Genomic DNA, 22,362 nt, shown 5'->3' on the forward strand with positions numbered 1-22,362 from the left:
GTCTCGGCGAGCTTCATCTCCCCCGCTGCATATCTTCCGAAGGGGGCGGGTGGAAAGAGGGGCAGAGGGACGGGGCCCGGCGGCAGGGGAGGCGGGCACCCGGGCGTCAGGCTCGGGGATGCTGCGGGCTTCCGGAGGGCTGCCTTCACCGGCGCGCCGCTTGGGCCTGCGTGCGGGGTGGTTCGCGGGCGCTGTCTTCACCGGCGCGCGCCATGGGCCGCGGACCGTCATTTCCGCTGCATGTGACAAGGGCCGCTGCGATGGCACGAATTGCCCACTCACACGGAGCCCCACGCAGGCGAGCGCACCGTGGACGACGTTGAGTGTGCCGTCGCTCCTCCGTACCGTGTCAGGTCCATGCGCCGTTGGCTTCCGCTCGTTCTGCTGCTGCCTGGAATCGCCTGCACGCCGTCTCCCGGCCCGGAGGACACCTCGCCCGATGCCTCCCTGGCGAGAGTGCCCGCGCCCCGAGTGGCGGAGGAGCGCGGTGATACACCGAGTGCATCTGTCTCGGTATCCAGGGCCGCGGCATTCGATGGCGGCATTGGCCCAGGAACGCCAGAGGACGGCGTGGAGGTCCAAGCTCCTCACGCCGACACCAACGCTTCTGGGGACCTTCCCGCGGATGCCCGGCGCACGGCCGCGGATGCGCTGTTCGCGGAGTGGCAGCGCACCGCGGTGGATGCGGGGACGGACGGCGGCGTTGATGGTTCGGCCGAGGCGGCGCTGTCTCCGCCGCGCCGCACGCATGACGATGGGGCGGCCGAGGCGCGCGACGAGGTGCCAGCGCTGACCATCGACCCCGCTCTGGACGACCTTGCCCAGTCGGAGGGGGAAGAGGACACGCCGGGCGAAGAGGAACTCCCTCTGCCCGAGCAGCTCACTGTCATCCCGGATGAACTGCACCCGGGCGAGGAACTGGTGCTCGGTCCGGATGGCGAGCCGCTCGAGGACACGGGGCTGGTGCTCGAAGACGTCGACCCAGGATTGGAGCCCGTGAGCGGCGCGGAGGACGGAGGAACGTACGCCGTGCCCTTCGCTCCGGACGCGGGCTCACTGCGGGTGCGCCGGTCCATCGTGGTCCGCCAGGAGCCTCGGCAGGACGCACCGGCACTGGGCACCGTGGCGCAGGACATGCGCGTGCGCTGGCAGGGCGAAACGGCGGTGCGCGGGCCAGACTGTGAGGCTTGGATTCAGATTGAGCCGCGCGGCTGGGTCTGTGAGCGCTACCTGGAGCCCAACTTCCGCGAGCCCCGCGTGCGCGAGCTCCCGAAGCTGCGCGAGGGCGAGCTGACGCCCGGCATCTACGCCCGGGTCGTGGGCAAGCGCGTGCGCGCCTATCCCAGCCTCGCCCTGGCGCGCGCCCGGCGAAAGGGCGTGCTGCTGAAGGGCTCCGTGTCGGTGCAGCTCCGCGGGCAGGTTCGCATCCGCCGCAGGACGTACTGGCGCACCACCGACGGCCAGTACCTGGAGGCGCGGGTGCTGCGCGAATACCGGCCTTCCTCCTTCGAGGGTGTGAATGCGGAGGCCCTCGCCGACCTGCCGCCGACGTTCGCCTGGGCCCAGTCCCGCACGCGTCCCTCCGCCGCCGTGGAAGTACGGACAGCGCCAGACGCGAAGGCCGCGCGCGAAACGGTGCTGCCACCACGCACGCTGGTGGCCGTGAAGGAGCTGTCCGAGGACGGCCACTGGGTGAGCATCGCGGAGGACCAATGGGTGGCACGAGACGACCTGCACGTCGCCTGGTTCTCACACGCGCCGTCGCAGGTGGAGCCTGGCTCCCGCTGGCTGGACGTGGACCTGGATGCCCAGGTGCTGGTGGCCTATGAGGGCGAGCGGCCGGTGTACGCGACGCTCATCTCCTCTGGGAAGCAGGGCACGGACACACCGGAGGGGCTGTTCCGCATCTGGATCAAATTCGCGGAGGCCGACATGACAGGCAGCGGCACCGCCGGCAACGACACCTACCGCGTGGCCACGGTGCCCTGGACCATGTTCTTCCAGGACGACTACGCGCTGCACACGGCCTACTGGCACGACCGCTTCGGCCAGCCCATGAGCCATGGCTGCGTCAACCTGTCGCCGAAGGACGCCCGTGCGCTCTATGCCTGGGCCTCGCCGCAGGTGCCCGTCGGTTGGTCCATGGTCCACGCGACGGAGGACGCGCCGGGCTCGTGGATTCGCATCCGCGGTCAGGCCCGGCCGACGGGCAAGCCGCGCAAGGTGGCGGTCGCCGCGACGCAGGGGGGCTCGCCGTAGCGGTCAGCTCACCACGGACACGGTGACGCGGCGCCGGTGCGGCGAGGTCCGGTGCTCCCAGACGTAGACGCCCTGCCACGTCCCCAGGTCCGCGCGGCCGTCCTTCACGGGGATGTTCAGCGCGTTCTGCGTGAGGACGGTGCGCACGTGCGCGGGCATGTCGTCCGGCCCCTCCGCGTCATGGACGAAGAGCGGGTCCCCGTCCTTTACCAGCCGCGAGAAGAAGGACTCCAAATCCCGGCGCACGTCCGGGTCCGCGTTCTCACACAGCAGCAGGGACGCGCTCGTGTGATGAAGGAACACGGTGCACAGCCCCTGGCGAGCGCCGCTCTCCGCGACCGCGCGCTGGACGTCCGCGGTGATGTCGGTGAAGCCGCGGCCCCGGCTGGACACCGCGAGCTCCTTCGCGTGGAACATGGCTCAGCGTCCTCCCAGTCGCGCGGCGAGGAACGCGGCCAGGGCCTCCAGTTCCTCGGTGACGATGGCGTGCGGCATGTCGTAGGCGTGGAAGTCCACGGTGAGGCCCGACGCCACGAACATGTCCCGCAGCCGCTCGGCGCTGCCCAGGGGCAGCAGCGGGTCGTAGCGCCCGTGGGCCTGGAACACGGGCAGCCCCGTGCGGCCCTGGGCTCGGGGGCGCCACTCCGGCTCCGACGTCAGCGTGCCAGAGAGGATGCACAGCCCGGCGGGCGGCTCATCCAGGCGCAGGGCCACGTCCGTGGACACCATGCCGCCCTGGCTGAAGCCGCCCAGCACGATGCGCCCGTAGGGCAGCTTCATCGCGGCGCACACTGCGTCCACGGTGCTCATCAGCGCCCGGCGCGCGGCGGGCATGCCCGGCGGCACGTCGCGCGCGAACTGCTCCCAGTCGCGCTGCTCCCCCCGCATCACCGCGTCGGGCAGGGGGAACCAGGCGCGTCCTCCGTGCGCCCAGGCCATGGGCCCGCCGGGGAAGACGAACCGCACGCGGTCCGCCAGCGCCGGCTGGAACGCCATCAACTCCGGCCCCAGGGGCACCAGGTCGGTGGCCGGCGCGCCCAGGCCATGGGAGAGGACGACGACCAGTTCGGGCGTCGCGCCCTCGGGGAGCGCGTCGATGACGTGACAGTCCAGCTCACCCAACCGTGTGGCCACGTGGCGCAGGGCGCGTTCCATTGTCAGTTCCCGCTGCCGGCCGGGGCCTGGTCGCTCATCGCGATCTTCTGGATGACGACTGCCTCCAGGGGCTTGTCGCGCGGGTCGCGCTGCACGTTGGCGATCTTCTCCACCACGTCGTAGCCCGACACCACTTCACCGAAGATGGTGTGACGGTTGTTGAGGTAGTCCGGGGTGGAGGTGGTGATGAAGAACTGGCTGCCGTTGGTGCCGGGGCCGGCGTTGGCCATGGCCAGCAGGCCCTTCTTGTTGAAGGTGCGGCCGCTCTGGAACTCGTCCTCGAAGCGGTAGCCCGGGTCGCCGCGGCCGGTGCCCGTGGGGTCGCCGCCCTGAATCATGAAGCCCGGAATCACCCGGTGGAAGATGACGCCGTCGTACAGCGGCTTGCCCTCCACGCGCTGGCCCGTCTTCGGGTCCGTCCAGGCCTTCTCGCCCGTGGCCAGGCCCACGAAGTTGGCCACCGTCTTGGGGGCATCCTTGGAGAAGAGGCGCACGACGATGGCGCCCTGGTTCGTTTCGAGGGTGGCGTAGACGTCCTGGCCTGCCTGGACCTTCTTCGTCCATTCACCCGAGGCGGCCTCGGCGGGGGGCGCCGCGGCCGGCACTTCGGCGGCGGAAGGCGCCGTGGGCTTCGCCGGCGTCGTCGCGGAAGGCGGGGTACCACCCCCCATGGATTCCTTCTTGTCGGAGTCCTTGCAGGCGGTGAGGGAAAGGCAGAGGAGGACAGTCGTCAGGAATTGGGTCCGCATGGCGCGCGGACCTTAGCCCCTTTTCCAATGGATTCCAGGGGCTTACGGGGTCATCGGCCGGCATCTGTCAGATACCGGGAGTGAAAATCGGTAAAGTCTGTGAGTCTGGACGCAACAAATAGTCAGAAAGCCCGATGATCCGGGTAACGCTTCAAAAAAGCCCATCAAATTCCTGTAGGAGCACACCCCATGGCGCCTCCCATTCGCCGCAACGAGCCCCGTCCCGTTCCGACGCCTCCCGTGACGGCGCGTCCGACTCCGCCGCCGCCGCCTCCTCCTCCGGCCCGCGCGGAGGCCCGTCCCGGGCAGTCCGACCGGTTCGAGGACGCGCACAACCGCGTGACGCAGGCCGCCACTGGGCTCCGCTCTGTCTCGGATGCCGCTGTCGCCACGCAGGTGCGTGACGCCTTCGGGCCCCGCCGCTTCGGCCCCGTCAACCTGCCGGGTGGCAATGGCCCCGTCGTCGAAGGGGCGAACACCCGCCTCGCGCGCGGCGCCGGTGCCGTCAGCCTCGCGGCCAACGTGGCGCAGCTCCCCACTGGGGCCGTCGAGACGTTCCGTGACGTGCGCGATGCGCTCCGCAACCCGACCGAAGCGAACGTCCGTGAGGCGGTGGGCACCGCCTCGGGTACGGTCTCCACCGGGCTGATGGCGGCTCGGGACGGCTTGAACCTCGCGGGCAACGTCAGCAACTACCGCGCTGCCACCGACGCGGCTCGCACTGCCTTCACCGCCGCGGCCCCGGAGGCCTCGCGTGCCGCCGCCAACCGCGTGGCCACCACCGCCGCCAACACCGCACTGGAAGGTGCGTCGCGTCAGGTCGTGCGCCGCGCGGCCGCCGAAGTCGCCGAGCGTGGACTCGAGGGCGCCGCCCGCACCGCTGGCACCGCCGCGCGCGCCGCGGTGCAGGGCGGTGGCACCGCGGTGGCGCGTGCCGCGGGCCGCTTCACCCCGGGCCTCAACGTCGCCATCGCCGCGGCGGACACCGTGGCGGCCGTGAACACCATCACGGACCCGAACGCTTCGGCTGGAAAGAAGATTACCGCTGGAGTGACGGCGCTGGGGTCCATCGCCGCCGCCACCAACATCCCGGTCGTGAGCCAGGTGGGTGCGGCCGTCTCCACCGTGTCCGGCTTCATCGGCTCCTTCTTCTAGGAAGCGCCGCGTCGTCAATCTCAACGCTCCGGGGGGCTTCGGTCCTCCCGGAGCGTTGTGCTATCCGAGGGGGACGGAGCGAGAGACCATGACGACCCATGACGATTCGCAGGGCGGTCGTAAGAATGCCCGTTCGCTGGCCGAGCTTCATGCGCTCGGCATCATGAAGAAGATGCCGGCGGCGCTGCAGCTCGACAGCACCGAGCCAGTGGAGCTTCCCACGGTGGAGGCTCCTTCCCTGGAGGGGGTGTCGGTGGCCCAGGTGGTGCCTGCGCCATTGACGGAGCAGGAACTCGTGGACCGCTTCGATGCGCTCCGTCGCCAGCACGCAGACGTCCGCGAGCGTCAGCCGGGCGAGGTTGTGGCACTCGAGGACGACGTGCTCGTGGACGTGCTGGGCTTCGCCAACAACCGGCTGATGCCCTTCTCTGTCCGGGAGAACTGGTGGGTGCGCGTCGCGGCGGACCCGGGGCTGCCCGGCTTCTTCGAATCACTGGCGGGGGCGAAGGTGGGCCAGTCGGTCGGCATCGAGCTGACGCTGCCGGACACCTATCCCGTGGAGGCGCTGCGGGGGCAGTCGGCCCGCTTCCTCGTGAGCGTGAAGGCGGCGCGAGAGCTGAAGTTGCTGGACGATGACTCGCCGGAGTTGCTGTCACGGCTGGGCATGGGCTCCATCACGGACGTCATGCGCAAGCTGGGGGACGAACTGGCCCAGGCGCGGCTCGCCGACGTCGACCGGTTGACCCAGGAGCGCGTCATGGACGTGCTCGTGGACCGCACGCCGGTGGAGCTGTCCGCCGCGCTGGTGGACGAGGAGATTCGCCAGCGCTGGGCGGAGGCCGAGCGGCCCATCCTCCAGCGCAAGGATTTCCAGCCCGACGAGCTTCAGGAAGCGCTGGAGGGGTGGCTGCAGGATCCGCTGACCCGCATGGATGCGGCGTACCGCATCACGCTGGCACTGGTCCTGCGAGCCATCGCCGAACGCGACGGCATCCAGCCGGACCGCGCGGCGACGGACGCCATGCTGGAGGACCTCGCGAACCTCACGGGCGTCAACCGGCAGGAGCTGGGCGTGGCGGTGAAGGAGGACGAGGCGCTGGCTCGCCGCCTGTACGAGATGGCGCTGCGCTTCTCCACCATCGACCACGTGATGAAGAAGGTGACGCTGACGCCCGCCGCGGCGTGAGCCTCAGCGCGTCTCCAACGCCAGGGCGACCATCACCTCGGTGAGGTCGCCCGGGTGGTAGCGGACCAGGCCTGGCAGGCCGCGCAGCGCGGCCTCCGCGTGGTCCATGTCGTGCAGCCGCACCACGCGCGCGCCGGGTACCTCCGCGTCCACCGCCGTCACCATTCCGTCCGCCTGGTACCCGTAGCGCTCGTGCAGGTAGCGCTGGAGCGGGTACAGCGTGGAGGTGCGCGACAGCCGCGAGGTGGCCAGCGACACGGTGGGGATGTCGGTGGGGTAGGGGTGCTGCTGGATGAAGGCCTGCCGCTGGGGATAGGACAGCTCCTCCACGGAGCGGGACACGCCGTGGAACAGCAGCGGGAAGGCGAAGTCGATGAGCCGTCGGAGCCGGGGCGTGGTGGCCAGGTCGTGCGCGATGGATGAGCCGCCATACGGCGCCTGGAGCGTCACCACCGCGCGCACCACGTGGCGCAGCTCCGGGTAGAGCGCCAGCGTGGCGGTGCACTCCACGCCGCCCTTGCTGTGTCCCACCAGCACCACGCTGCGGCCGAAGTACTCCGCGTCGCGCAGCACCTCGCGGAGCACCGCCACGTTGTCCGCGAGCAGCCCTTCGGTGTCCACCGCGGCCTCGCGCACGCTCAGTCCCCGGCGCTCCAGCCGCTGCACGTTGTCCAGCAGGTAGCCGGGCAGTTCGTCTCCCAGCATGCCGCGCACCAGCACGTATTGGTGGCGCCGGGCCTCTTGCGGCAGCACCGGCAGCCCCTGGCGGACGCGCGCGAGCAGCGCATGGAAGCGGGGCGTGAGGTCCTCGGGGGGAAGGGACTGTGCCGCCCGCTTCAGCCAGCCGGCCATGCCCGCGCAGCCAGGGCCCCACCAGCGCTCGGCGGGGGGCAGTCCGCGCAGCGTGCGAGCGAGCCGGGTGATGGCGCTCGGGGCCGCGGCGGGGGTGGACGGAGCGTGTGGGGCATCGGTCTGCGACGGCGTCATCTTGGATGGCAGCGTACCGGGAAGTCCGAGGCGGGCGCCAACGAGGCGCCGTGTGCTCCAGGGGGTGACTTGAGAACGGACGCGAGGGAGGGCCCGTGATAAGACGTCCGAGGACGGGAGGATTTCGAAGCTGACCACCGGACAGGAATGGCTGGTTGACGCCAGCGGCTGCGTGCCTGGCAGCCTCAAGGACGCGGCGGCACTGGCGGCGCTCTTCGAGGAGCTCATCGTCGTGCTGGACCTGAAGGTCGTGGGCCAGCCGCAGTGGCACGTGTTCCCGGGGCCTGGTGGCATCACCGGGCTGACGCTGCTGGCCGAAAGCCACCTGGGCGTTCATACGTTTCCGGAGCACGGGTTCGCCGCGCTCAACGTGTACTGCTGCCGTGAGCGCCAGCGTCCGGACTTCGAGGCGCTGCTGGCGCGCCATCTGGGCGCGACGACGTGTGTGGTGCGTGAGCTGAAGCGGGGGGTGACGGCGTGACGCAGGGGAAGTGTCCATCGTGTGGTGCGATGGTGGAGTTCACCGCCGGCTCGGCGCAGGTGGTGGTGTGCGGCTACTGCCAGACGGTGGTGGCTCGCAAGGGCCTGGACTTCGAGGCCCACGGGAAGATTGGCAGCATCGTCCCCACCGATTCGCCGCTGCAGCTCCGCGCGGAGGGGCGCTACCGCAAGGCGGCGTACACCATCGTCGGCCACCTGCAGAAGGACCACGGCGCGGGGCCGTGGGATGAGTGGTACGTGGAGTTCGCGGACGGCCGCACCGGGTGGCTCAGCGAGTCCGAGGGCGCCTTCCACCTGATGTTCGACATGGGGCCCGAAGAGGGCGTGGTGCTGGAGGACCTGCACCCGGGAGAGCGGCTGCACCTGCGCGACCGCGCGTGGGTCATCGAGGAGCGCGGCCATGGCCGCGTGGTGGCCGCCGCGGGCCAGCTCCCCAGCGACGTGGACCCCACGCAGGACGCCTGGTACGTGGACGCCACGGGGCCCAAGGGCGCCTTCCTCACGCTCGACTTCGGCACGCGTGGGCACTCGCCCGAGGTCTTCGTCGGCGAGGCGCTGAAGCTGGAGCAATTGGGCATCCCGGCCGGGCAGCTCCGGCCCCGCGTGCGCAAGGTGGAGCTGCAGCAGGCGCGCTGCACGCAGTGCAACGGCAACCTGGAACTTCGCGCGCCGGACAAGACGCTGCGCGTGGCGTGCCCCTACTGCGGCGCGCTGCTGGACGCGCGCCAGGGCAAGCTGTCCTTCCTGCGCATGCTGCAGAAGCCGAGCCGGCCGCTCATCATTCCCCTGGGAACCAAGGGGAAGCTGGATGGCGCGGAGTGGATCTGCATCGGCTATCTGGAGCGCTCGTGCAACGTGGAGGGCGTGCGCTACCCGTGGGAGGAGTTCCTCCTCTACAACGCGTCGCGCGGCTTCGTCTGGCTGATGAACTCCAACGGCCACTGGGTGTTCCTGAAGCCGCTGCCCGCGGGTGACGTGTCGCTGTCGCCCGACGTCGCCGCCTTCTATGAGCACCGCCGCTACAAGTGCTTCCAGCACGTCACCGCGGTCACGGACAAGGTGTTGGGGGAGTTCTACTGGACGGTGAGGGTGGGCGAGCGGGCCCAGGCGTCGGAGTACGTCGCCGCGCCGTACTCGGTGAACGTGGACGCCACTGACGACGAGGTGTCGTACACCCACGGCGAGTACCTGGAGCCCGAGGTGGTGAAGGAGGCCTTCGGCTTGAAGGAGCCGATGCCTCAGCGGGAGGGCATTGCCCCCAGCCAGCCGAACCCGCACCAGTCGGGCCTGCGCTCCGTCTTCGTCTGGACGGGCCTCTGGATATTGGCGTTGTTCGTGCTGTCGGCCGTGCTGTCCTTGACCGCCGCGAAGACGGTCGTCCTGGAGGAGGCGGTGGTGATACCGCCGGATGCCACGCCAGGCACGCCCGCGGCCATGCACTTCAGCGCACCCTTCGAATTGCCCAAGCGCGGCAACATGCGCGTGGAGATCAGCGGCACGCCCTTCAACGAGTGGTTGGGCATCCAGGGCGACCTGGTGAACCAGGACACGAACGACGTGGTCCTGTTCTACGAAGAGCTGAGCTACTACCGCGGCAACGACGGCGACGGCGAGTGGACCGACAGCAACATGTCCACCAGCACCTACCTGTCGCCGGTGCCCGCCGGGAAGTACGCGCTGCGCACGACGGCGAGCTTCGCGGCGAACCCGGTGCGGCCGCGGCCCATGACGTACAGGGTGAAGCTCATCCACGACACGCCCAACTCGAGCTGGTTCTGCTTCGCGCTGGGGCTGATGGTGGTGGGGCCGGTGGTGGCGTTGTATCGCTCGCACAGCTTCGAGACGCGGCGCTGGGCGGAGAGCAACGTCTAGGTTTGAGTCGTCAAACGTGACGGAGGCGCGTCATGAAGTGGTTTGGAGGACTGGTGCTGCTGGGCTACGCGGCATTGACGATTTCGGGCTGGTCCCCCTTCACGAAGGAAGAGCGGGACAAGGTATCGGGCAACGTTCGGCGTGGGCCGGGCGGCGTCCTGCTGTGGACTGGCGGCTACATGGGAGGGAAGTGATGTTGTTACTTGGCGTGGTGGTCAGCGTTCAGAGTGTGCTGGCGAGCATCATCTACTCGCTCATCGGATTGGCGGTGTTCGTGGCGGGCTTCTACGTCATCCGCCTCATCATGCCGTTCGACGTGCACAAGGAGCTGGAGGCCGACCAGAACACGGCGGTGGGCATCGTCATCGGTTCCTTCATCATCGGTCTGGCCATCATCGTGGCCGCGGCCATCAGCGGATGAGGGCGCGCGCCGCACGCCCATTCCTGCGCGAAGTGAAGTGACGCCGTGAACAAGACGCTGCTGTACATCACCGTCATCGTCATCGCGACGTGCGGGCTCATCTATGAGCTCGTCGTCGGGGCGCTCGCGAGCTACCTGCTCGGCGACTCCATCACCCAGTTCTCCACCGTCATTGGCGGCTACCTGTTCGCCATGGGCATTGGCAGCTACCTGTCGCGCTACATCGAGCGCGGGGTGGCGCAGCGCTTCGTGGAGGTGGAGCTGGCGGTGGCGCTGTTGGGCGGCATCTGCGCGCCGGTGCTGTTCCTCACCTTCACGCTGACGGACCTGTTCCAGGTTGCGCTGTACGGCAGCGTGATTGCCATTGGCGCGCTGGTGGGCATGGAGATTCCCCTCCTGCTGCGCATCCTGAAGGACCAGGTCAAGTTCAAGGACCTGATCAGCCAGGTGCTGTCGCTGGACTACGTGGGGGCGCTCGCGGCCAGCGTGGCCTTCCCGTTGCTGCTGGTGCCGAAGCTGGGACTGGTGCGCACGTCCCTGCTGTTCGGCGTGCTGAACGCGGCGGTGGCGCTGTGGAGCACCTGGTTGCTGGCTCCGCTGCTGGGCAACCCGCTGCGGCTGCGCGTCAAGGCGGTGGGCCTGACGGTGCTGCTGCTGGCGGGCTTCGTCATGGGCGACCGGCTCACCACCTTCTACGAGGACCAGCTCTACGCGGATGACGTGGTCCACGCGTCCAGTTCGCCGTATCAGCGCATCATCCTCACGCGCGGCAAGCGGGGCTTCTCGCTGTTCCTCAACGGCAACCTCCAGTTCGCCAGCCTGGACGAGTACCGCTACCACGAGTCCCTGGTGCACCCAGCCATGGTGCGCGCGGGCAAGGTGGAGAACGTGCTCATCCTGGGCGGTGGAGACGGCCTGGCCGCGCGGGAAGTGCTTCGCTACCCGGAGGTCCGCTCCGTCACGCTGGTGGACCTGGACCCGGTGATTACGGGGCTGGCGACGAACTACGGGGAGCTGGCGAAGCTGAACCGCCACGCGATGACGGACCCGCGGATGCGGGTGGTCAACGGGGACGCGATGCAGTTCCTCACGGAGGGCGGCGCGCAGTACGACGTGGTGGTGGTGGACTTCCCGGACCCGAACAACTTCGCGCTGGGGAAGCTGTACACCACGGGTTTCTACAAGTTGCTCAAGAAGCGCATCGCGCCGGACGGCGTGGCGGTGGTGCAGAGCACCAGTCCGCTGTTCGCCCGGCGCTCCTTCTGGTGCGTGGAGACGACGCTCAGGGCCGCGGGCTACTGGACGGAGCCGTACCACGCGCTGGTGCCGTCGTTCGGTGAGTGGGGCTACGTGCTGATTGCGCACGCGCCGCCCGCCCGGCACCGGCCGCTGCCCGAAGGGCTGCTCTTCCTGGACGACGCGACGATGGAGTCGCTCACCCAGTTCCCTCCGGACATGGGGCCCTTGCCCGTGGAGGTGAACCGGCTGAACAACCAGGTGCTGGTGCACTACTACGAGGCGGAGTGGCAGCGGTGGAACTGACGCGGCGGGAGCTGGTCGCCGCGTTCCTCGGTTCCGCGGTGGCGGCCAGTGCGTGCCGGAAGTCGGGGCCGCGGGAGCGTGTCCCCGGCGCGGTGGTGGATCAGGCCGTGGAGCTGGGGCACCGGCTGCGCGGCGGGCCGCTGCCCCGCGCGGACATCATGGAGCCCGTGGAGGTGCTGGTGGTGGGCGCGGGCGTGGCGGGCCTGTCCGCGGCCTGGCGGCTGGCGAGCGCGGGCGTGCGAGGCGTGCGCGTGCTGGAGCTGGAGGCGGAGCCGGGAGGCACGTCTCGCTCCGGACGCAACGCCATCTCCGCGTATCCATGGGGCGCGCACTACCTGCCGGCGCCGCTGGAGGACCGGGGCCCTGTCGTCCGGCTGCTGCGGGAGATGGGGGCCGTCACCGATGTGGATGACGCGGGCCGGCCGCGCTTCGAGGAGTCGCTGCTCATCCATGAGCCGGAGGAGCGCTTCTTCTACCGGGGCCATTGGTACGAAGGGCTCTACCTGCACGCGGGCGCCAGCGCGGAGGACCTGGAGGAGTTGCGGCGCTTCGAGGCGCGGATGAGCGGCTTCGCCTCCGCGCGAGACGCGAAGGGGCGCCGGGCCTTCGCGGTGCCTTCCGGCCTGTCCAGTGACGACGCCGAGTGGACGGCGCTGGACGCGCTGAGCATGGCGGCCTGGATGGAGCGCGAGGGCTTCCGTTCCGCGCGGCTGAAGTGGGTGGTGGACTACGCGTGCCGCGACGACTTCGGCACCACCGCCGAGCATGTCTCCGCCTGGGCCGGCATCTGGTACTTCACCGCGCGGCAGGACGGGAATGGGGAGCGCAGCGACGGCTACCTGAGCTGGCCCGAAGGAAATGGCCGGTTGGTGCGGCAGCTCGTGTCGGCGCTGCCGAACGGCGCGGTGGAGCGCAACGTGCTGGTGCACACGGTGGAGCCCGTGGAGGGCGGCTGCCGCGTGGACGCACTGGACGCGGGCACGGGCAAGCCCCGGGCCTTCCTGGCGCGGCAGGTGGTGCTGGCGTGTCCGCGCTTCGTGGCGGCGCACGTGGTGGCGCCGTGGCGGCGGGAGCGTCCGGCGTGGCTGAATGGCTTCACGTATGGGCCGTGGGTGGTGGCGAACCTGACGCTGTCGTCGCCGCCGCGCTCACGGGGCTTTCCGCTCGCCTGGGACAACGTCTTCTATGAGAGCCGCAGCCTGGGCTACGTGGTGGCTACGCACCAGACGCTGCGCCAGGACGAGCAGGGCCCCACGGTGCTCACCTGGTACCTGCCCATGGACGGCGCGGACGTGAAGGCCGAGCGGGAGAAGGCGCTGTCGGCCAGCTACGCGGACTGGGAGGCCCTGGTGATGGCGGACATGCTGCCCGCGCACCCTGGCATCGCCGGGCAGGCGCAGCGGCTGGAGGTCCAGCGCTGGGGCCACGCCATGGTGCGGCCTACACCGGGCTTCATGTGGGGGCAGGCGAAGCAGTCCGCGGGGGAGAGCCTGGGGAGCTCGCTGCACTTCGCGCACTCGGACCTGGGCGGTATGGGGCTCTTCGAAGAGGCGAACTGGTTTGGCGTGCGGGCCGCGGAGCGCGTGCTGGCGGAGCTGGGCCGGCGTGAGGTGAGCTGGCTGTAGCCGCCGGCTGCCGCGTTCCATTCCAGGCGCCCATGGAGGAGTTCTTCTGGTGCGGTGAGCGCCCTTGGCAGGCGGTGTTCCGCCTGCTCGTGTCCGCCTGAAGGACAGGGGGCATTGTCGGTCCCCATGTGCATCTCCCTCCACGAGGGCCCGCGGCACGTTCATTCCCGCGCGTCCTCATGGAGGCCGCGCCATGTCGCTCAAGGAATACCTTCCCGGAACGCCATTCCCTGGTGTCATCGGCCGGACGGATGAGGAGTCCTCGCCTGCCTGGCCCGCGCCGCTGCGCGCGAAGCCGGGGGCACCCAATGTCCTCTTCATCGTCCTGGACGACACGGGCTTCGGTCAGCTCGGTTGCTATGGCTCGCCCATCCGCACGCCCAACCTGGACCGGCTGGCGAAGGGTGGGCTGCTCTACAACAACATGCACACCACCGCGCTCTGCTCGCCCACGCGCTCGTGCATCCTCACCGGCCGCAACCACCACTCCAATGGCATGGCGGCCATCACCGAAATCTCCGTGGGCTACCCCGGCCGCAACGGCACCATCCCCTTCGAGAACGGCTTCATCTCCGAGATGCTGGCCGGGCACGGCTACAACACCTACTGCGTGGGCAAGTGGCACCTCACACCCGCGGAGCAGACGAGCGCCGCGGGGCCCTACTCACGCTGGCCCCTGGGCCGCGGCTTCGAGCGGTACTACGGCTTCCTCGGGGGTGACACGCACCAGTACTACCCCGACCTCGTTCACGACAATCATCAGGTCCGGCCACCGAAGACACCCGAGGAGGGCTATCACCTGACGGAGGACCTGGTGGACCGGGCCATCGGCTTCATCGCCGATGCCAAGCAAGTGGCGCCCGACAAGCCCTTCTTCCTCTACTTCTGCACCGGCGCCATGCATGCGCCCCACCATGTCCCCCGGGAATGGGCGGACCGCTACAAGGGCCAGTTCGACGACGGCTGGGATGCCTACCGCGAGAAGGTCTTCCGACGTCAGCTCGAGACAGGCGTGCTGCCGCCGGGCACCCAGTTGTCGCGCCATGACCCGGACGTGCAGGACTGGGACAGCCTGTCTCCGGAGGAACGGCGGCTCTACGCGCGGATGATGGAGGTGTTCGCGGGCTTCCTGGAGCACACGGACCACCACATCGGCCGGCTCATCCAGTCACTGGAAGCGAGCGGGGAGCTGGAGAACACGCTCATCATGGTCATCTCCGACAATGGCGCCAGTCCGGAGGGCGGCCTGCATGGCTCCGTCAATGAGCTGAAGTTCTTCAACAACGCGCCGGAGTCGCTGGAGCAGAACCTGGCGGCGCTGGACGAACTGGGCGGACCGCGCCACTTCAATCACTATCCCTGGGGCTGGGCCTGGGCGGGCAATACGCCTTTCAAACGGTGGAAGCGCGAGACGTACCGGGGTGGCACCACGGACCCCTTCATCGTCCACTGGCCCCGAGGCATCCAGGCGCGAGGCGAGGTGCGCTCGCAGTACTGCCACGCCATCGACATGGTGCCCACGGTGCTGGACTGCCTGGGCATCGACCCGCCCACGGTGCTTCGCGGCGTCACGCAGTCACCCATCGAAGGCGTCAGCTTCAAGCACACCTTCCAGGACGCGGACGCGGAGAGCCGGCATCACACGCAGTACTTCGAGATGTTCAGCCACCGGGCGCTCTACCACGACGGGTGGCGGGCGGTGTGCCCGTTCCCCGGACCGTCCTTCACGGAGTCGCACGAGCCGTTCGGCATGCTGAAGCTCTCCGAGGCCAGACTGCGCGAGTTCGATACGGAGGGCTGGGAGCTGTATCACGTGGCGGAGGACTGCTCGGAGACGCGGAACGTGGCCGCGCAGGAGCGCGACAAGCTCATCGAGATGATTGCCCGCTGGTACGTCGAGGCGGGCCGGTACGATGTGCTTCCGCTGATAACGCCGTCCCGCGAACTCTTCGCCGTGGAGCGGCCGCAGATTTCGCGGGAGCGGGAGCGTTACGTCTACCGGCCGAATACCTCACCCGCGCCGGAGAACGTGGCGGTGCACGTCCTCAATCGTGCCCACGCCATCACCGCGCGGGTGGAGGTGGAGGACGGCGTCGAGGGCGTCTTGCTCTGCCACGGTGGATTGACGGGCGGGTACTCGCTCTTCGTCAAGGACCGCAAGCTGCACTACGTCTACAACTTCGTGGGAGAGAAGGAGTTCCACCTGGAGTCCGCCGTGGACGTGCCGAAAGGCCACGCGGAGCTGCGCTTCGAGTTCCAGCCCACGGGCACGCCCGACCTGCCCGCGGGCCGGGGTGCGCCGGGCCGGGGGCGCCTCTTCATCAATGGTGACCTGGTGGCCCAGAGCGACATCTCTGAGACGATGCCGCTGCTCATCAGTCTGGGCGAGGGACTGACGTGCGGCCGAGACGAGAACTCGCCGGTGAGTCAGCAGTACCAGCCGCCCTTCGCGTTCAAGGGCGGGACGCTGACGGAGGTGGTCGTGGACGTGTCGGGCGAGCACGTTCACGACGAAGCTACGGAAGTGAGCACGGTCATGGCGCGGCAATAGCCGCGTAGGCGGTGGACTGGCCTGGAGCGACGGTGACGATGATGATGTCGGTGCGTCGCCCCAGGGCCAGCAGCTCGGCAGGGCCGGGTATCACCGGGTGCCGCGAGCCTCCGCCTCCGACGCCCTGGGGGAAGTACAGCGCCCGTTCTGCCTCCACGTAGAGGACGGGGACGCGGCTTCCCCGGGCCTCGATGCCCGGAGGTACGAAGACCTGGACGCCGCGCTCAGGGGACTCGGAGGGCGACGGCGGCGGAGTACACCCAGCGGCCAGGGCGAACAGCAAGGACAGCCAGATTCGCATGACGGGACTCCTGGCCTCGGCCTGATGGCCGGGCGCTTGATGGGTTCATGAAGGATGTGCGGCGCGGCCGCGGCTCAGGGCGGCCGGGTGACGTCACAGCGCGCGTTGGCGCCGCGGGCGAGGTCCTCGGCCACCGAGCGAAGCAGCACGGTGCCCGTGAGGGTGTTGCCTTCCTCGCCAGGAGCTTGCTTCCCCTGCGTGAGCCACGCGGCCACCCGGCCCAGGCTCGCGGCCGTCACGACGTGCAGGCGGACGCTGATGCGCACTTCATAGCGCGCGCCGGGCTCGGGCCTTTGTTCCAAGGTCCACGCCACGCGCTCCAGCGTCAGTGAGGCCGGGCCTTCCGGCAGGGGGCGTCCATCCAGCACGTAGGCGCCCTTGGAGAAGACGAGCACCTGCGTCAGCCGGGCGGTGTCCATTCGCGCGTCGAACCAGACGGTTTTGCGTTGCCAGAGCGTCAGCTCCACTTCCAGCTTCCCCGCCATGCCCAGTCGCACCAGTCGGTCCAGCTCGGGCGAGACGAAGTCGAAGGCTTCGGAACGGACCATGACGCGCCGTCCGGCCAACGTGGCGGTGCAGGTGGTGCGCGGCTCTTCTGCATGGACCGTGGGGGCGTGCAGGCCCGCCACGGCGATGAGCGCCGTGCCGAGCCCGCGTCCCACGTGTTTGCGTGGCCAGTCCATGCGTCTCAGAAGGTCCGCTGGAAGAGCAGCCGGGCTTCGGGCGTGGCGGTGGCCCGCTCATCCGTGCGCCACGCGACGTCCATCCGCACGTTGTCTCCGAAGTGGAGGCTGGCGCCCAGGCCGAGCCGTGCATCCGTCCATGTGTCATCCGCCCGCACCGTGCCCAGGTCCGCGAAGAGGCCCAGGGCGCTCCAGCGGTACTCCGCGCTGGTGAGCACGGATACGTCGCCGCGGTACTCCTTGAAGCCGAAGCCGCGCAGCGCCGTCCATCCACCCAGTGCCTCGCGCTTCTGTTCAGGCAGACGGTGGCCCCCCGCGGTGCGCACGCGCAGCGACAGACCGGTGTCCCAGCCGGTGGGAACCTCCATCGCGATGTCGCTCACCAGCTTCCAGAAGCGCGCGTCACCGCCCGCGCTCCCCGGACCGTTGCCCACCTCCAGCGTGAGCAGGCCCCGGAGTGAGGCGCGGCTCTCCCAGTCGCCATCCCGGTCGAAGAGCGACGTCTCTGGCGTGCGGAACAGCGAGCCCACGGACGCGGCGGCGGGCACGTTGCTGGCGTACTCCATGCGCACCACCACGGAGTCGAAGCGGCCCTCGGTGACGGGCGCGTTGGGGAAGGGGGCCGAGTCGTTCCGGAAGAGGGAGAAGGGCGGCGTGAAGCTGCGCATCGACTCGTAGCGGTCGCTGCGGTACTCGACGCCCGTGAGCCAGTCGTCCGCCCAGCGCCAGGTGGCGAAGGCCGTGAGGCCCTTGCGGCGGAAGTAGTCGCGGTCCGGCCGGTTGATGAGGGCCGAGTAGAGCGACGAGTCGAGGTCGCCCATGCGCCACCGGTCCAGCGTGTCGGTGAAGTCGTAGACCTGCGCGCCCAGCTCCGCGAGCCCCACCCGCGGCACCTGGAGCTTCGCCCCACCGAGCATGTTGATGCGCCGCTGGCGCTGCGTGCCTTCCGGGTCATCCGGCAGATATTGGCCGCCCCACCGCAGCGGGACGGTGAGCGCGGCATCCACGGTGACGTGCGCGCGGTCCTTGGCATCCCAGAGGCGCAGCCGCCCCGCCAGACCCGGCGAGAAGCCCGTCACCTGCGTGTGCATCGGAAGCAGGTCCACGTCGAAGTCTGGCCGCCGCGTGCGCAAGTGCACCACCAGCTTCTTGCCCTCGAGGGTGATGCTGTCGGCCGAGTCCACGTCGTCCCACCAGTCGGCGAGCTGCTTCCAGTTCAGCTCGAACTCCACCTGTTCCCGGTGGCGCGGCTTCGCGCGCGGTGCTTCCTGCGTGTGATAGGCGCGGGTGCCATCCGCCTCGCGCGTCTCGATGATGTGGGCGCGCCGGGCACGCGGGCTGTCGGAGTCGTCCACGTTCGCGGGCTCCAGGAAGGGGAGCCGCGAGGTCAGCCGCTGCACGGCGCGCTTCGCGTCACTGCGGAGGAACACGGTGCCAGGCTGCAGGTCCAGCGCGTCCTGGACACGCGCGGCGATGTCGGCGTCCACGCCGCGCACCTCGATGGACTCGAGCCGGCCTTCATCCACCGTCATCATCAGCTTGCCGTCCGGCGACCACACCGCGGACAGGCTGGCGAGCATGTAGCCGTCGTCACGCAGGCGCTTCAGCGTGCGCTCCAGGCCATGGGCGACGCCGCCCAGGAAGATGCCGGGGTGCAGCGTGCCGCGCTCCAGCCGAGCCACCCAATCACGGGGCGGATATTGCGGCGGGCAGGGGCGGACGACGGAGAGCGTGCCGCGCCGGGAGTCCACGCGCAGCGTGGCGGTGAAGGACTCTTCGTCTTCGTCCTCGGTGGGGAACCGGTGCGGGAGCCGGAGCAGCTCTTCGAGAATCTCGGTGGCCTGCAGGTCCTGGAGCCCGTTCACCTCCACGGCGTGGACGACGGGGTGCTCCTCCAGGTGGACTTCGAGGACCGCCGGCTGAGGCGCCTCGGCAACCCGCACGCGCGGCTCCACGCGGGCGAACAGCCCCGAGCGAGCGAGCCGCCTGAGGAACAGGTGGACTTCGCTTCCGCTCAGCAGGGCCCCCGAGTCCGCACGAGGCGCACCGATGAAGGCACGCACCTGCGCATCCGTCAGCCAGTGAAGCCCGTGCAGTTCGATGCGGCCGGGCGTGAGCGAGCGCCCATCCACGGCGAGCTGAAGCGGGGCCAGAACGCTGGTGTCTCCCGAGTCGTCGTCCTCGAAGTCGTCGGGGCAGGACTTCTGCGCGTCCGCTGGGGTGTCGCCTCGGGCGTCGGTCGTGGGGGAGCGTGGCTTGCCGCCAGCCTCCTGGTTGTCCGTGGCAGTGGTTGCGCCTTCCGCACGCTCTGACTGCGGGTTGTTTCCCGTTTCACCTTGCGACGGAGCGACTTCCGCGGATGGGGGGGCGTCGGAGGGTGGCTCAGGTGCAGGGGATGGCTGCGCGACTGCGAGCGCGGGGAGGAGACAAATGAGGAGCGCGAAGCGGTTCATGCACGAAGGGAGAGCACGGGCCGTTCCACCCAGAGGCGTCGGGCAAGTGCCTGAAAGAACGAGGGCCGAGCAGCCAAGTCGATGTCATGGAGACATCCGGATGTCGAGTCGTGATGTGGTACTGACATCGCCAGCGGCGATTGCGTGCGGCCGTCCGGCATCCGCCTGGAGGCATGGGTGCGCTTTCGGTACTGGGCCGCGGTTGCGGCTGGTCCGAAAATCGGGGGCAGATCAGCTGCACTCCAGCGGGGCTTCAGGTGACAGGGAGTCCGAGCGCCTTGATGCGCCGGTAGAGGTTGCCCCGGTCGACCTGCAGCAGTCGCGCGGCCCCGGCGATGCTCTCGCCTTCCTGGAGCGCCGCGCGGATGAGCTCGCGCTCGAAGTCCTCCACGTGCTCTCGGTAGCTCTTTTGTCCCAGGGAGGGGCGGCTGGCCACGGCGGTGGCCTGGGGCGCGGAAACGAGCTCCGGGCCCAGGGTGAGCGGGCCCTCACCCCGGAGCAGGTTGAGGCGCTCGATGAGGTTGCGCAGCTCGCGCACGTTGCCCGGCCACGCATAGGCGCGCAGCGAGGTTTCCGCGCCGGGCGCGAGCACCAGTGGCACCTGCGGCCCCGCGAACTCCGCCGCGAAGGCGCGGGCCAGGGGAAGCAGGTCCTCCGGCCGCTCGCGCAGGGGCGGCACCTGGAGGGGCATCACGTTGAGGCGGAAGTAGAGGTCTTGCCGGAAGCGGCCCTCCTTCACCGCGCGGGCGAGGTCCTGGTGCGTGGCCGCGACGACGCGCGCATCCACCGGCACGGGCAGGCTGCCGCCCAGCCGCTCCACTTCCTTCGTCTCCAGGACGCGCAGCAGCTTGGCCTGGAGCTCCAGTGGCATGTCGCCCAGTTCGTCGAGGAACAGCGTGCCGCCGTGCGCCTGTTCGATGCGGCCCGCGCGCCGCGACAGCGCGCCGGAGAACGCGCCCTTCTCGTGGCCGAACAGTTCGCTCTCCAGCAGGGTGGAGGGAATGGCCGCGCAGTTGACGGCGACGAGCCGGCCCTTGCGCCCCGATGCGAGGTGCAGCGCCCGCGCCACGCGTTCCTTGCCCGTGCCCGTCTCGCCGGTGATGAGGATGGCGGTGTCGCTGGGGCCCACGCGCGCGATGAGCTGGCGCAGTGACGCCATGCCAGGGCTGTCACCCACCAGGTGGCCGGGGCGGGCCAGTGCGTCCAGCAGCCGCTCGCGCTCTTCCTGGAGCGAGCCCAGTGCCAGTGCGTTTCGCACGGCGGTGAGCAGCCGCTCGGGGGAGGGCGGCTTCTCCACGAAGTCCGTCGCGCCCAGCCGCAGCGCCTGCACGGCCTCGGCGGGCGACGCCTCTCCGGACAGCACCACCACGGGCGCGGGGAAGGGCCGGGGCAGGCGCGCGAGCAGCTCCAGGCCCGTCTCGCCCGGCATGCGCAGGTCGAGCAGCATCATCGCCGGGGGCCCTTCGGGCGCGTCGAGCAACTGGGAGGCCTCCGCCGCGGAGCGGGCCTCCACGGGCGTGAAGCCCTCGTCGCTCAGCAGTCCGCGCAGGGCCCTGAGGACGCCAGAGTCGTCATCGACGATGAGGATGCGAGGACCGGGCTTCATGGGGACGGAGGCGGGGTGAGGGGCAGTTCCACGCGCGCGAGCGTACCGCCTCCGGGCGCGGGTTCCAGGCGCAGGCTGCCGCCGTGCTCGTGGACGATTTTCTGGGAGATGGGCAGGCCCAGGCCGCTGCCGCCGGGCTTGGTGCTGAAGAGGCCACGCGTGAGGGCCGGGCCTTCGAGGACGGTGGGGACGCCACTGCCTCCATCCATCACGGTGACGCACACGGTGCCCGGCTGCGGCGACTCCAGTGTGACGTGGACTGGCGCGGCGCTGGCGGAAGAGGCCTCGGTGGCGTTCTTCACCAGGTTGCCGAAGAGGCGACGCAGGCCATCCGGGTCCGCGCGCAGCGTGGCCTCCGCGCCAGGCCGAAGCTCCACGGGCACGGGGGACGTGCCCGCGTACAGGGTGCACACCTCGGCCAGCAGCGGGCGCAGGGGCACGTCCTGGAAGCGCGGCGCCGGCAGGCGCGCGAAGGTGGAGAAGCTCTGGGTCATCCGCATCAACAGGTCCACTTCCTCCTGGAGGAGGGCCACGGCCTCGGTGACGCGGGTGGTGTCGTGGGGCGTGGACGCATCCGTCCGGTTCAGACGCGCGAGCGACAACTTCATTGCGGTGAGGGGGTTCTTCAGCTCGTGCGCGAGCGCGCGGGCCACGTCCTGCCAGGCGGCAATCTGTTCCGCGGACTTGAGCCGCTCGCGCTGCGACAGCAGCTCCTGACCCATGCGGTTGAACTGGCCCAGGAGGAACTGCAGCTCGTCGCGTGGCGGCTCGGGGGCGGCGAGCCGCACGGAGAGGTCGCCGCGCGCATAGGCCCACATTCCTTCCGTGAGGGTGCGCACCGGACGCGTGAGGGCCCGCCCGAGCAGCACCGCGGCCACCGTCAGCGCCGCGCCCGATATGAGTACCAGCGCGGTGATGAAGGCGGGCACGCGGCGCACCAGGGCTCGTCGCGCCAGCTCCGCCTGCGCGAGGTTGAGCCGCGCCTCGTTGAGCGAGTCCTGCGGCAGCTCCCGCCGCGCCAGCTCCGAGGCGACCTCCTCCAGCACGCCCTCCACCGGGGCGATGGACACCGACAGCACCCGCTCCAGCGCGGCTTGTGCCAGCACGCCGAGCAGCACCAGCGGCACCCAGCCGGCGAGCAGCATCACCGCCAGCAGCCGGCGCCGGAAGCGCGGAGGGGGCAGGGGAAGGTCCGCGGCGTGTTCAAGGCCCACCCTGTCATCGTGCGTGCGGGCCTTTGTGGGCGCGGCGGCGTGCATGGGACGGTTCATACCGCATCCGGACGTGGGCCCGGTGCCGAGTCCCTGGCGCGGAGA

At 70.0% G+C, this 22,362-nt stretch carries 19 protein-coding genes; 10 read left to right on the forward strand and 9 right to left on the reverse strand.

From position 1 onward, the window contains the following. Positions 1–570 precede the first annotated feature (570 nt). On the forward strand, positions 571–2,259 hold the full coding sequence (locus F8M74_RS32645) for a L,D-transpeptidase family protein (protein ID WP_141257034.1): 1,689 nt from the start codon (positions 571–573) through the stop codon (positions 2,257–2,259). Between the two features lie 3 nt (positions 2,260–2,262). Here the strand turns inward: F8M74_RS32645 and F8M74_RS32650 are convergent, their stop codons facing one another. Genes F8M74_RS32650 through F8M74_RS32660 form a run of 3 tightly spaced genes read right to left on the reverse strand, consistent with a single transcriptional unit; the run spans position 2,263 to position 4,163 of the window. Beyond that, positions 2,263–2,676, reverse strand: a complete 414-nt coding sequence (locus tag F8M74_RS32650; protein ID WP_141257032.1) for a secondary thiamine-phosphate synthase enzyme YjbQ — start codon at positions 2,674–2,676, stop codon at positions 2,263–2,265. 3 nt (positions 2,677–2,679) lie between these two features. Then, a complete protein-coding gene (locus tag F8M74_RS32655) occupies positions 2,680–3,414 on the reverse strand; it encodes an alpha/beta hydrolase (RefSeq protein WP_141257031.1) in 735 nt (244 codons plus the stop codon). A gap of 2 nt (positions 3,415–3,416) precedes the next feature. Beyond that, positions 3,417–4,163 (reverse strand): peptidylprolyl isomerase, encoded by a 747-nt coding sequence (locus F8M74_RS32660; protein WP_141257030.1) that lies wholly within the window; start codon positions 4,161–4,163, stop codon positions 3,417–3,419. Positions 4,164–4,352: 189 nt separating this feature from the next. Between F8M74_RS32660 and F8M74_RS32665 the strand changes: the two genes are divergently transcribed. Both F8M74_RS32665 and F8M74_RS32670 read left to right on the forward strand, forming a co-directional pair. Next, positions 4,353–5,318 (forward strand): hypothetical protein, encoded by a 966-nt coding sequence (locus F8M74_RS32665; protein ID WP_141257029.1) that lies wholly within the window; start codon positions 4,353–4,355, stop codon positions 5,316–5,318. A gap of 88 nt (positions 5,319–5,406) precedes the next feature. After that, positions 5,407–6,504 carry a peptidylprolyl isomerase gene (locus F8M74_RS32670; RefSeq protein ID WP_216620020.1) on the forward strand — a complete coding sequence of 366 codons (1,098 nt, stop codon included), beginning with the start codon at positions 5,407–5,409 and terminating at the stop codon, positions 6,502–6,504. 3 nt (positions 6,505–6,507) lie between these two features. Here F8M74_RS32670 and F8M74_RS32675 read toward each other — a convergent pair whose 3' ends face one another. Next, entirely contained in the window at positions 6,508–7,491 is a 984-nt protein-coding gene (locus F8M74_RS32675; RefSeq protein WP_228560645.1) for a lipase, read from the reverse strand. A 172-nt stretch (positions 7,492–7,663) separates the two neighbouring features. On the opposite strand from F8M74_RS32675, the gene speD reads away from it, so the two are divergent. The 7 genes from speD (at position 7,664) to F8M74_RS32710 (ending at position 16,003) form a co-directional block, all read left to right on the forward strand. Next, a complete protein-coding gene (speD, locus tag F8M74_RS32680) occupies positions 7,664–7,972 on the forward strand; it encodes an S-adenosylmethionine decarboxylase (protein ID WP_239004981.1) in 309 nt (102 codons plus the stop codon). After that, a complete protein-coding gene (locus F8M74_RS32685) occupies positions 7,969–9,864 on the forward strand; it encodes a DUF4178 domain-containing protein (protein ID WP_141257025.1) in 1,896 nt (631 codons plus the stop codon). Before speD ends, F8M74_RS32685 begins: the two co-directional genes overlap by 4 nt. A 32-nt stretch (positions 9,865–9,896) precedes the next feature. Further along, complete coding sequence (locus F8M74_RS32690) at positions 9,897–10,058, forward strand: hypothetical protein (protein WP_163884657.1); 162 nt, start codon at positions 9,897–9,899, stop codon at positions 10,056–10,058. Further along, complete coding sequence (locus F8M74_RS32695; protein ID WP_140860993.1) at positions 10,058–10,285, forward strand: DUF350 domain-containing protein; 228 nt, start codon at positions 10,058–10,060, stop codon at positions 10,283–10,285. The genes F8M74_RS32690 and F8M74_RS32695 overlap by 1 nt, the downstream gene beginning before the upstream one ends. A gap of 45 nt (positions 10,286–10,330) precedes the next feature. After that, a complete protein-coding gene (locus F8M74_RS32700) occupies positions 10,331–11,827 on the forward strand; it encodes a polyamine aminopropyltransferase (protein ID WP_141257024.1) in 1,497 nt (498 codons plus the stop codon). After that, a complete protein-coding gene (locus F8M74_RS32705; protein ID WP_171410261.1) occupies positions 11,818–13,452 on the forward strand; it encodes an NAD(P)/FAD-dependent oxidoreductase in 1,635 nt (544 codons plus the stop codon). The genes F8M74_RS32700 and F8M74_RS32705 overlap by 10 nt, the downstream gene beginning before the upstream one ends. A 193-nt stretch (positions 13,453–13,645) precedes the next feature. Then, complete coding sequence (locus tag F8M74_RS32710) at positions 13,646–16,003, forward strand: arylsulfatase (protein WP_141257022.1); 2,358 nt, start codon at positions 13,646–13,648, stop codon at positions 16,001–16,003. Here the strand turns inward: F8M74_RS32710 and F8M74_RS32715 are convergent. The 5 genes from F8M74_RS32715 to F8M74_RS32735 form a co-directional block, all read right to left on the reverse strand. Next, positions 15,987–16,304, reverse strand: coding sequence for a hypothetical protein (locus tag F8M74_RS32715; protein ID WP_141257021.1), 318 nt, complete (start codon positions 16,302–16,304; stop codon positions 15,987–15,989). The two genes, F8M74_RS32710 and F8M74_RS32715, sit on opposite strands and share 17 nt — an antisense overlap. 74 nt (positions 16,305–16,378) lie before the next feature. Further along, positions 16,379–16,966 carry a hypothetical protein gene (locus tag F8M74_RS32720; RefSeq protein ID WP_228560647.1) on the reverse strand — a complete coding sequence of 196 codons (588 nt, stop codon included), beginning with the start codon at positions 16,964–16,966 and terminating at the stop codon, positions 16,379–16,381. Positions 16,967–16,992: 26 nt separating this feature from the next. After that, entirely contained in the window at positions 16,993–19,440 is a 2,448-nt protein-coding gene (locus F8M74_RS32725) for a hypothetical protein (RefSeq protein ID WP_141257019.1), read from the reverse strand. 253 nt (positions 19,441–19,693) lie between these two features. Beyond that, positions 19,694–21,046: a sigma-54 dependent transcriptional regulator gene (locus F8M74_RS32730; protein ID WP_141257018.1), complete on the reverse strand. Its 1,353-nt coding sequence runs from the start codon at positions 21,044–21,046 to the stop codon at positions 19,694–19,696. Further along, positions 21,043–22,317 (reverse strand): ATP-binding protein, encoded by a 1,275-nt coding sequence (locus F8M74_RS32735; RefSeq protein ID WP_171410260.1) that lies wholly within the window; start codon positions 22,315–22,317, stop codon positions 21,043–21,045. Before F8M74_RS32735 ends, F8M74_RS32730 begins: the two co-directional genes overlap by 4 nt. Positions 22,318–22,362: the final 45 nt, after the last annotated feature.

The sequence above is a fragment of the Myxococcus sp. CA023 genome, from assembly GCF_010998615.1.
Classification (GTDB): domain Bacteria; phylum Myxococcota; class Myxococcia; order Myxococcales; family Myxococcaceae; genus Myxococcus.

Coding starts and splice junctions, on each gene's coding strand:
- F8M74_RS32695 (WP_140860993.1), top strand. CDS start 10,058: ATGTTGTTACTTGGCGTGGTGGTCAGCGTTCAGAGTGTGCTGGCGAGC.
- F8M74_RS32665 (WP_141257029.1), top strand. CDS start 4,353: ATGGCGCCTCCCATTCGCCGCAACGAGCCCCGTCCCGTTCCGACGCCT.
- F8M74_RS32710 (WP_141257022.1), top strand. CDS start 13,646: ATGTCGCTCAAGGAATACCTTCCCGGAACGCCATTCCCTGGTGTCATC.
- F8M74_RS32715 (WP_141257021.1), bottom strand. CDS start 16,304: ATGCGAATCTGGCTGTCCTTGCTGTTCGCCCTGGCCGCTGGGTGTACT.
- F8M74_RS32655 (WP_141257031.1), bottom strand. CDS start 3,414: ATGGAACGCGCCCTGCGCCACGTGGCCACACGGTTGGGTGAGCTGGAC.
- F8M74_RS32725 (WP_141257019.1), bottom strand. CDS start 19,440: ATGAACCGCTTCGCGCTCCTCATTTGTCTCCTCCCCGCGCTCGCAGTC.
- F8M74_RS32735 (WP_171410260.1), bottom strand. CDS start 22,317: ATGAACCGTCCCATGCACGCCGCCGCGCCCACAAAGGCCCGCACGCAC.
- F8M74_RS32675 (WP_228560645.1), bottom strand. CDS start 7,491: ATGACGCCGTCGCAGACCGATGCCCCACACGCTCCGTCCACCCCCGCC.
- F8M74_RS32690 (WP_163884657.1), top strand. CDS start 9,897: ATGAAGTGGTTTGGAGGACTGGTGCTGCTGGGCTACGCGGCATTGACG.
- F8M74_RS32730 (WP_141257018.1), bottom strand. CDS start 21,046: ATGAAGCCCGGTCCTCGCATCCTCATCGTCGATGACGACTCTGGCGTC.
- F8M74_RS32660 (WP_141257030.1), bottom strand. CDS start 4,163: ATGCGGACCCAATTCCTGACGACTGTCCTCCTCTGCCTTTCCCTCACC.
- F8M74_RS32670 (WP_216620020.1), top strand. CDS start 5,407: ATGACGACCCATGACGATTCGCAGGGCGGTCGTAAGAATGCCCGTTCG.
- F8M74_RS32650 (WP_141257032.1), bottom strand. CDS start 2,676: ATGTTCCACGCGAAGGAGCTCGCGGTGTCCAGCCGGGGCCGCGGCTTC.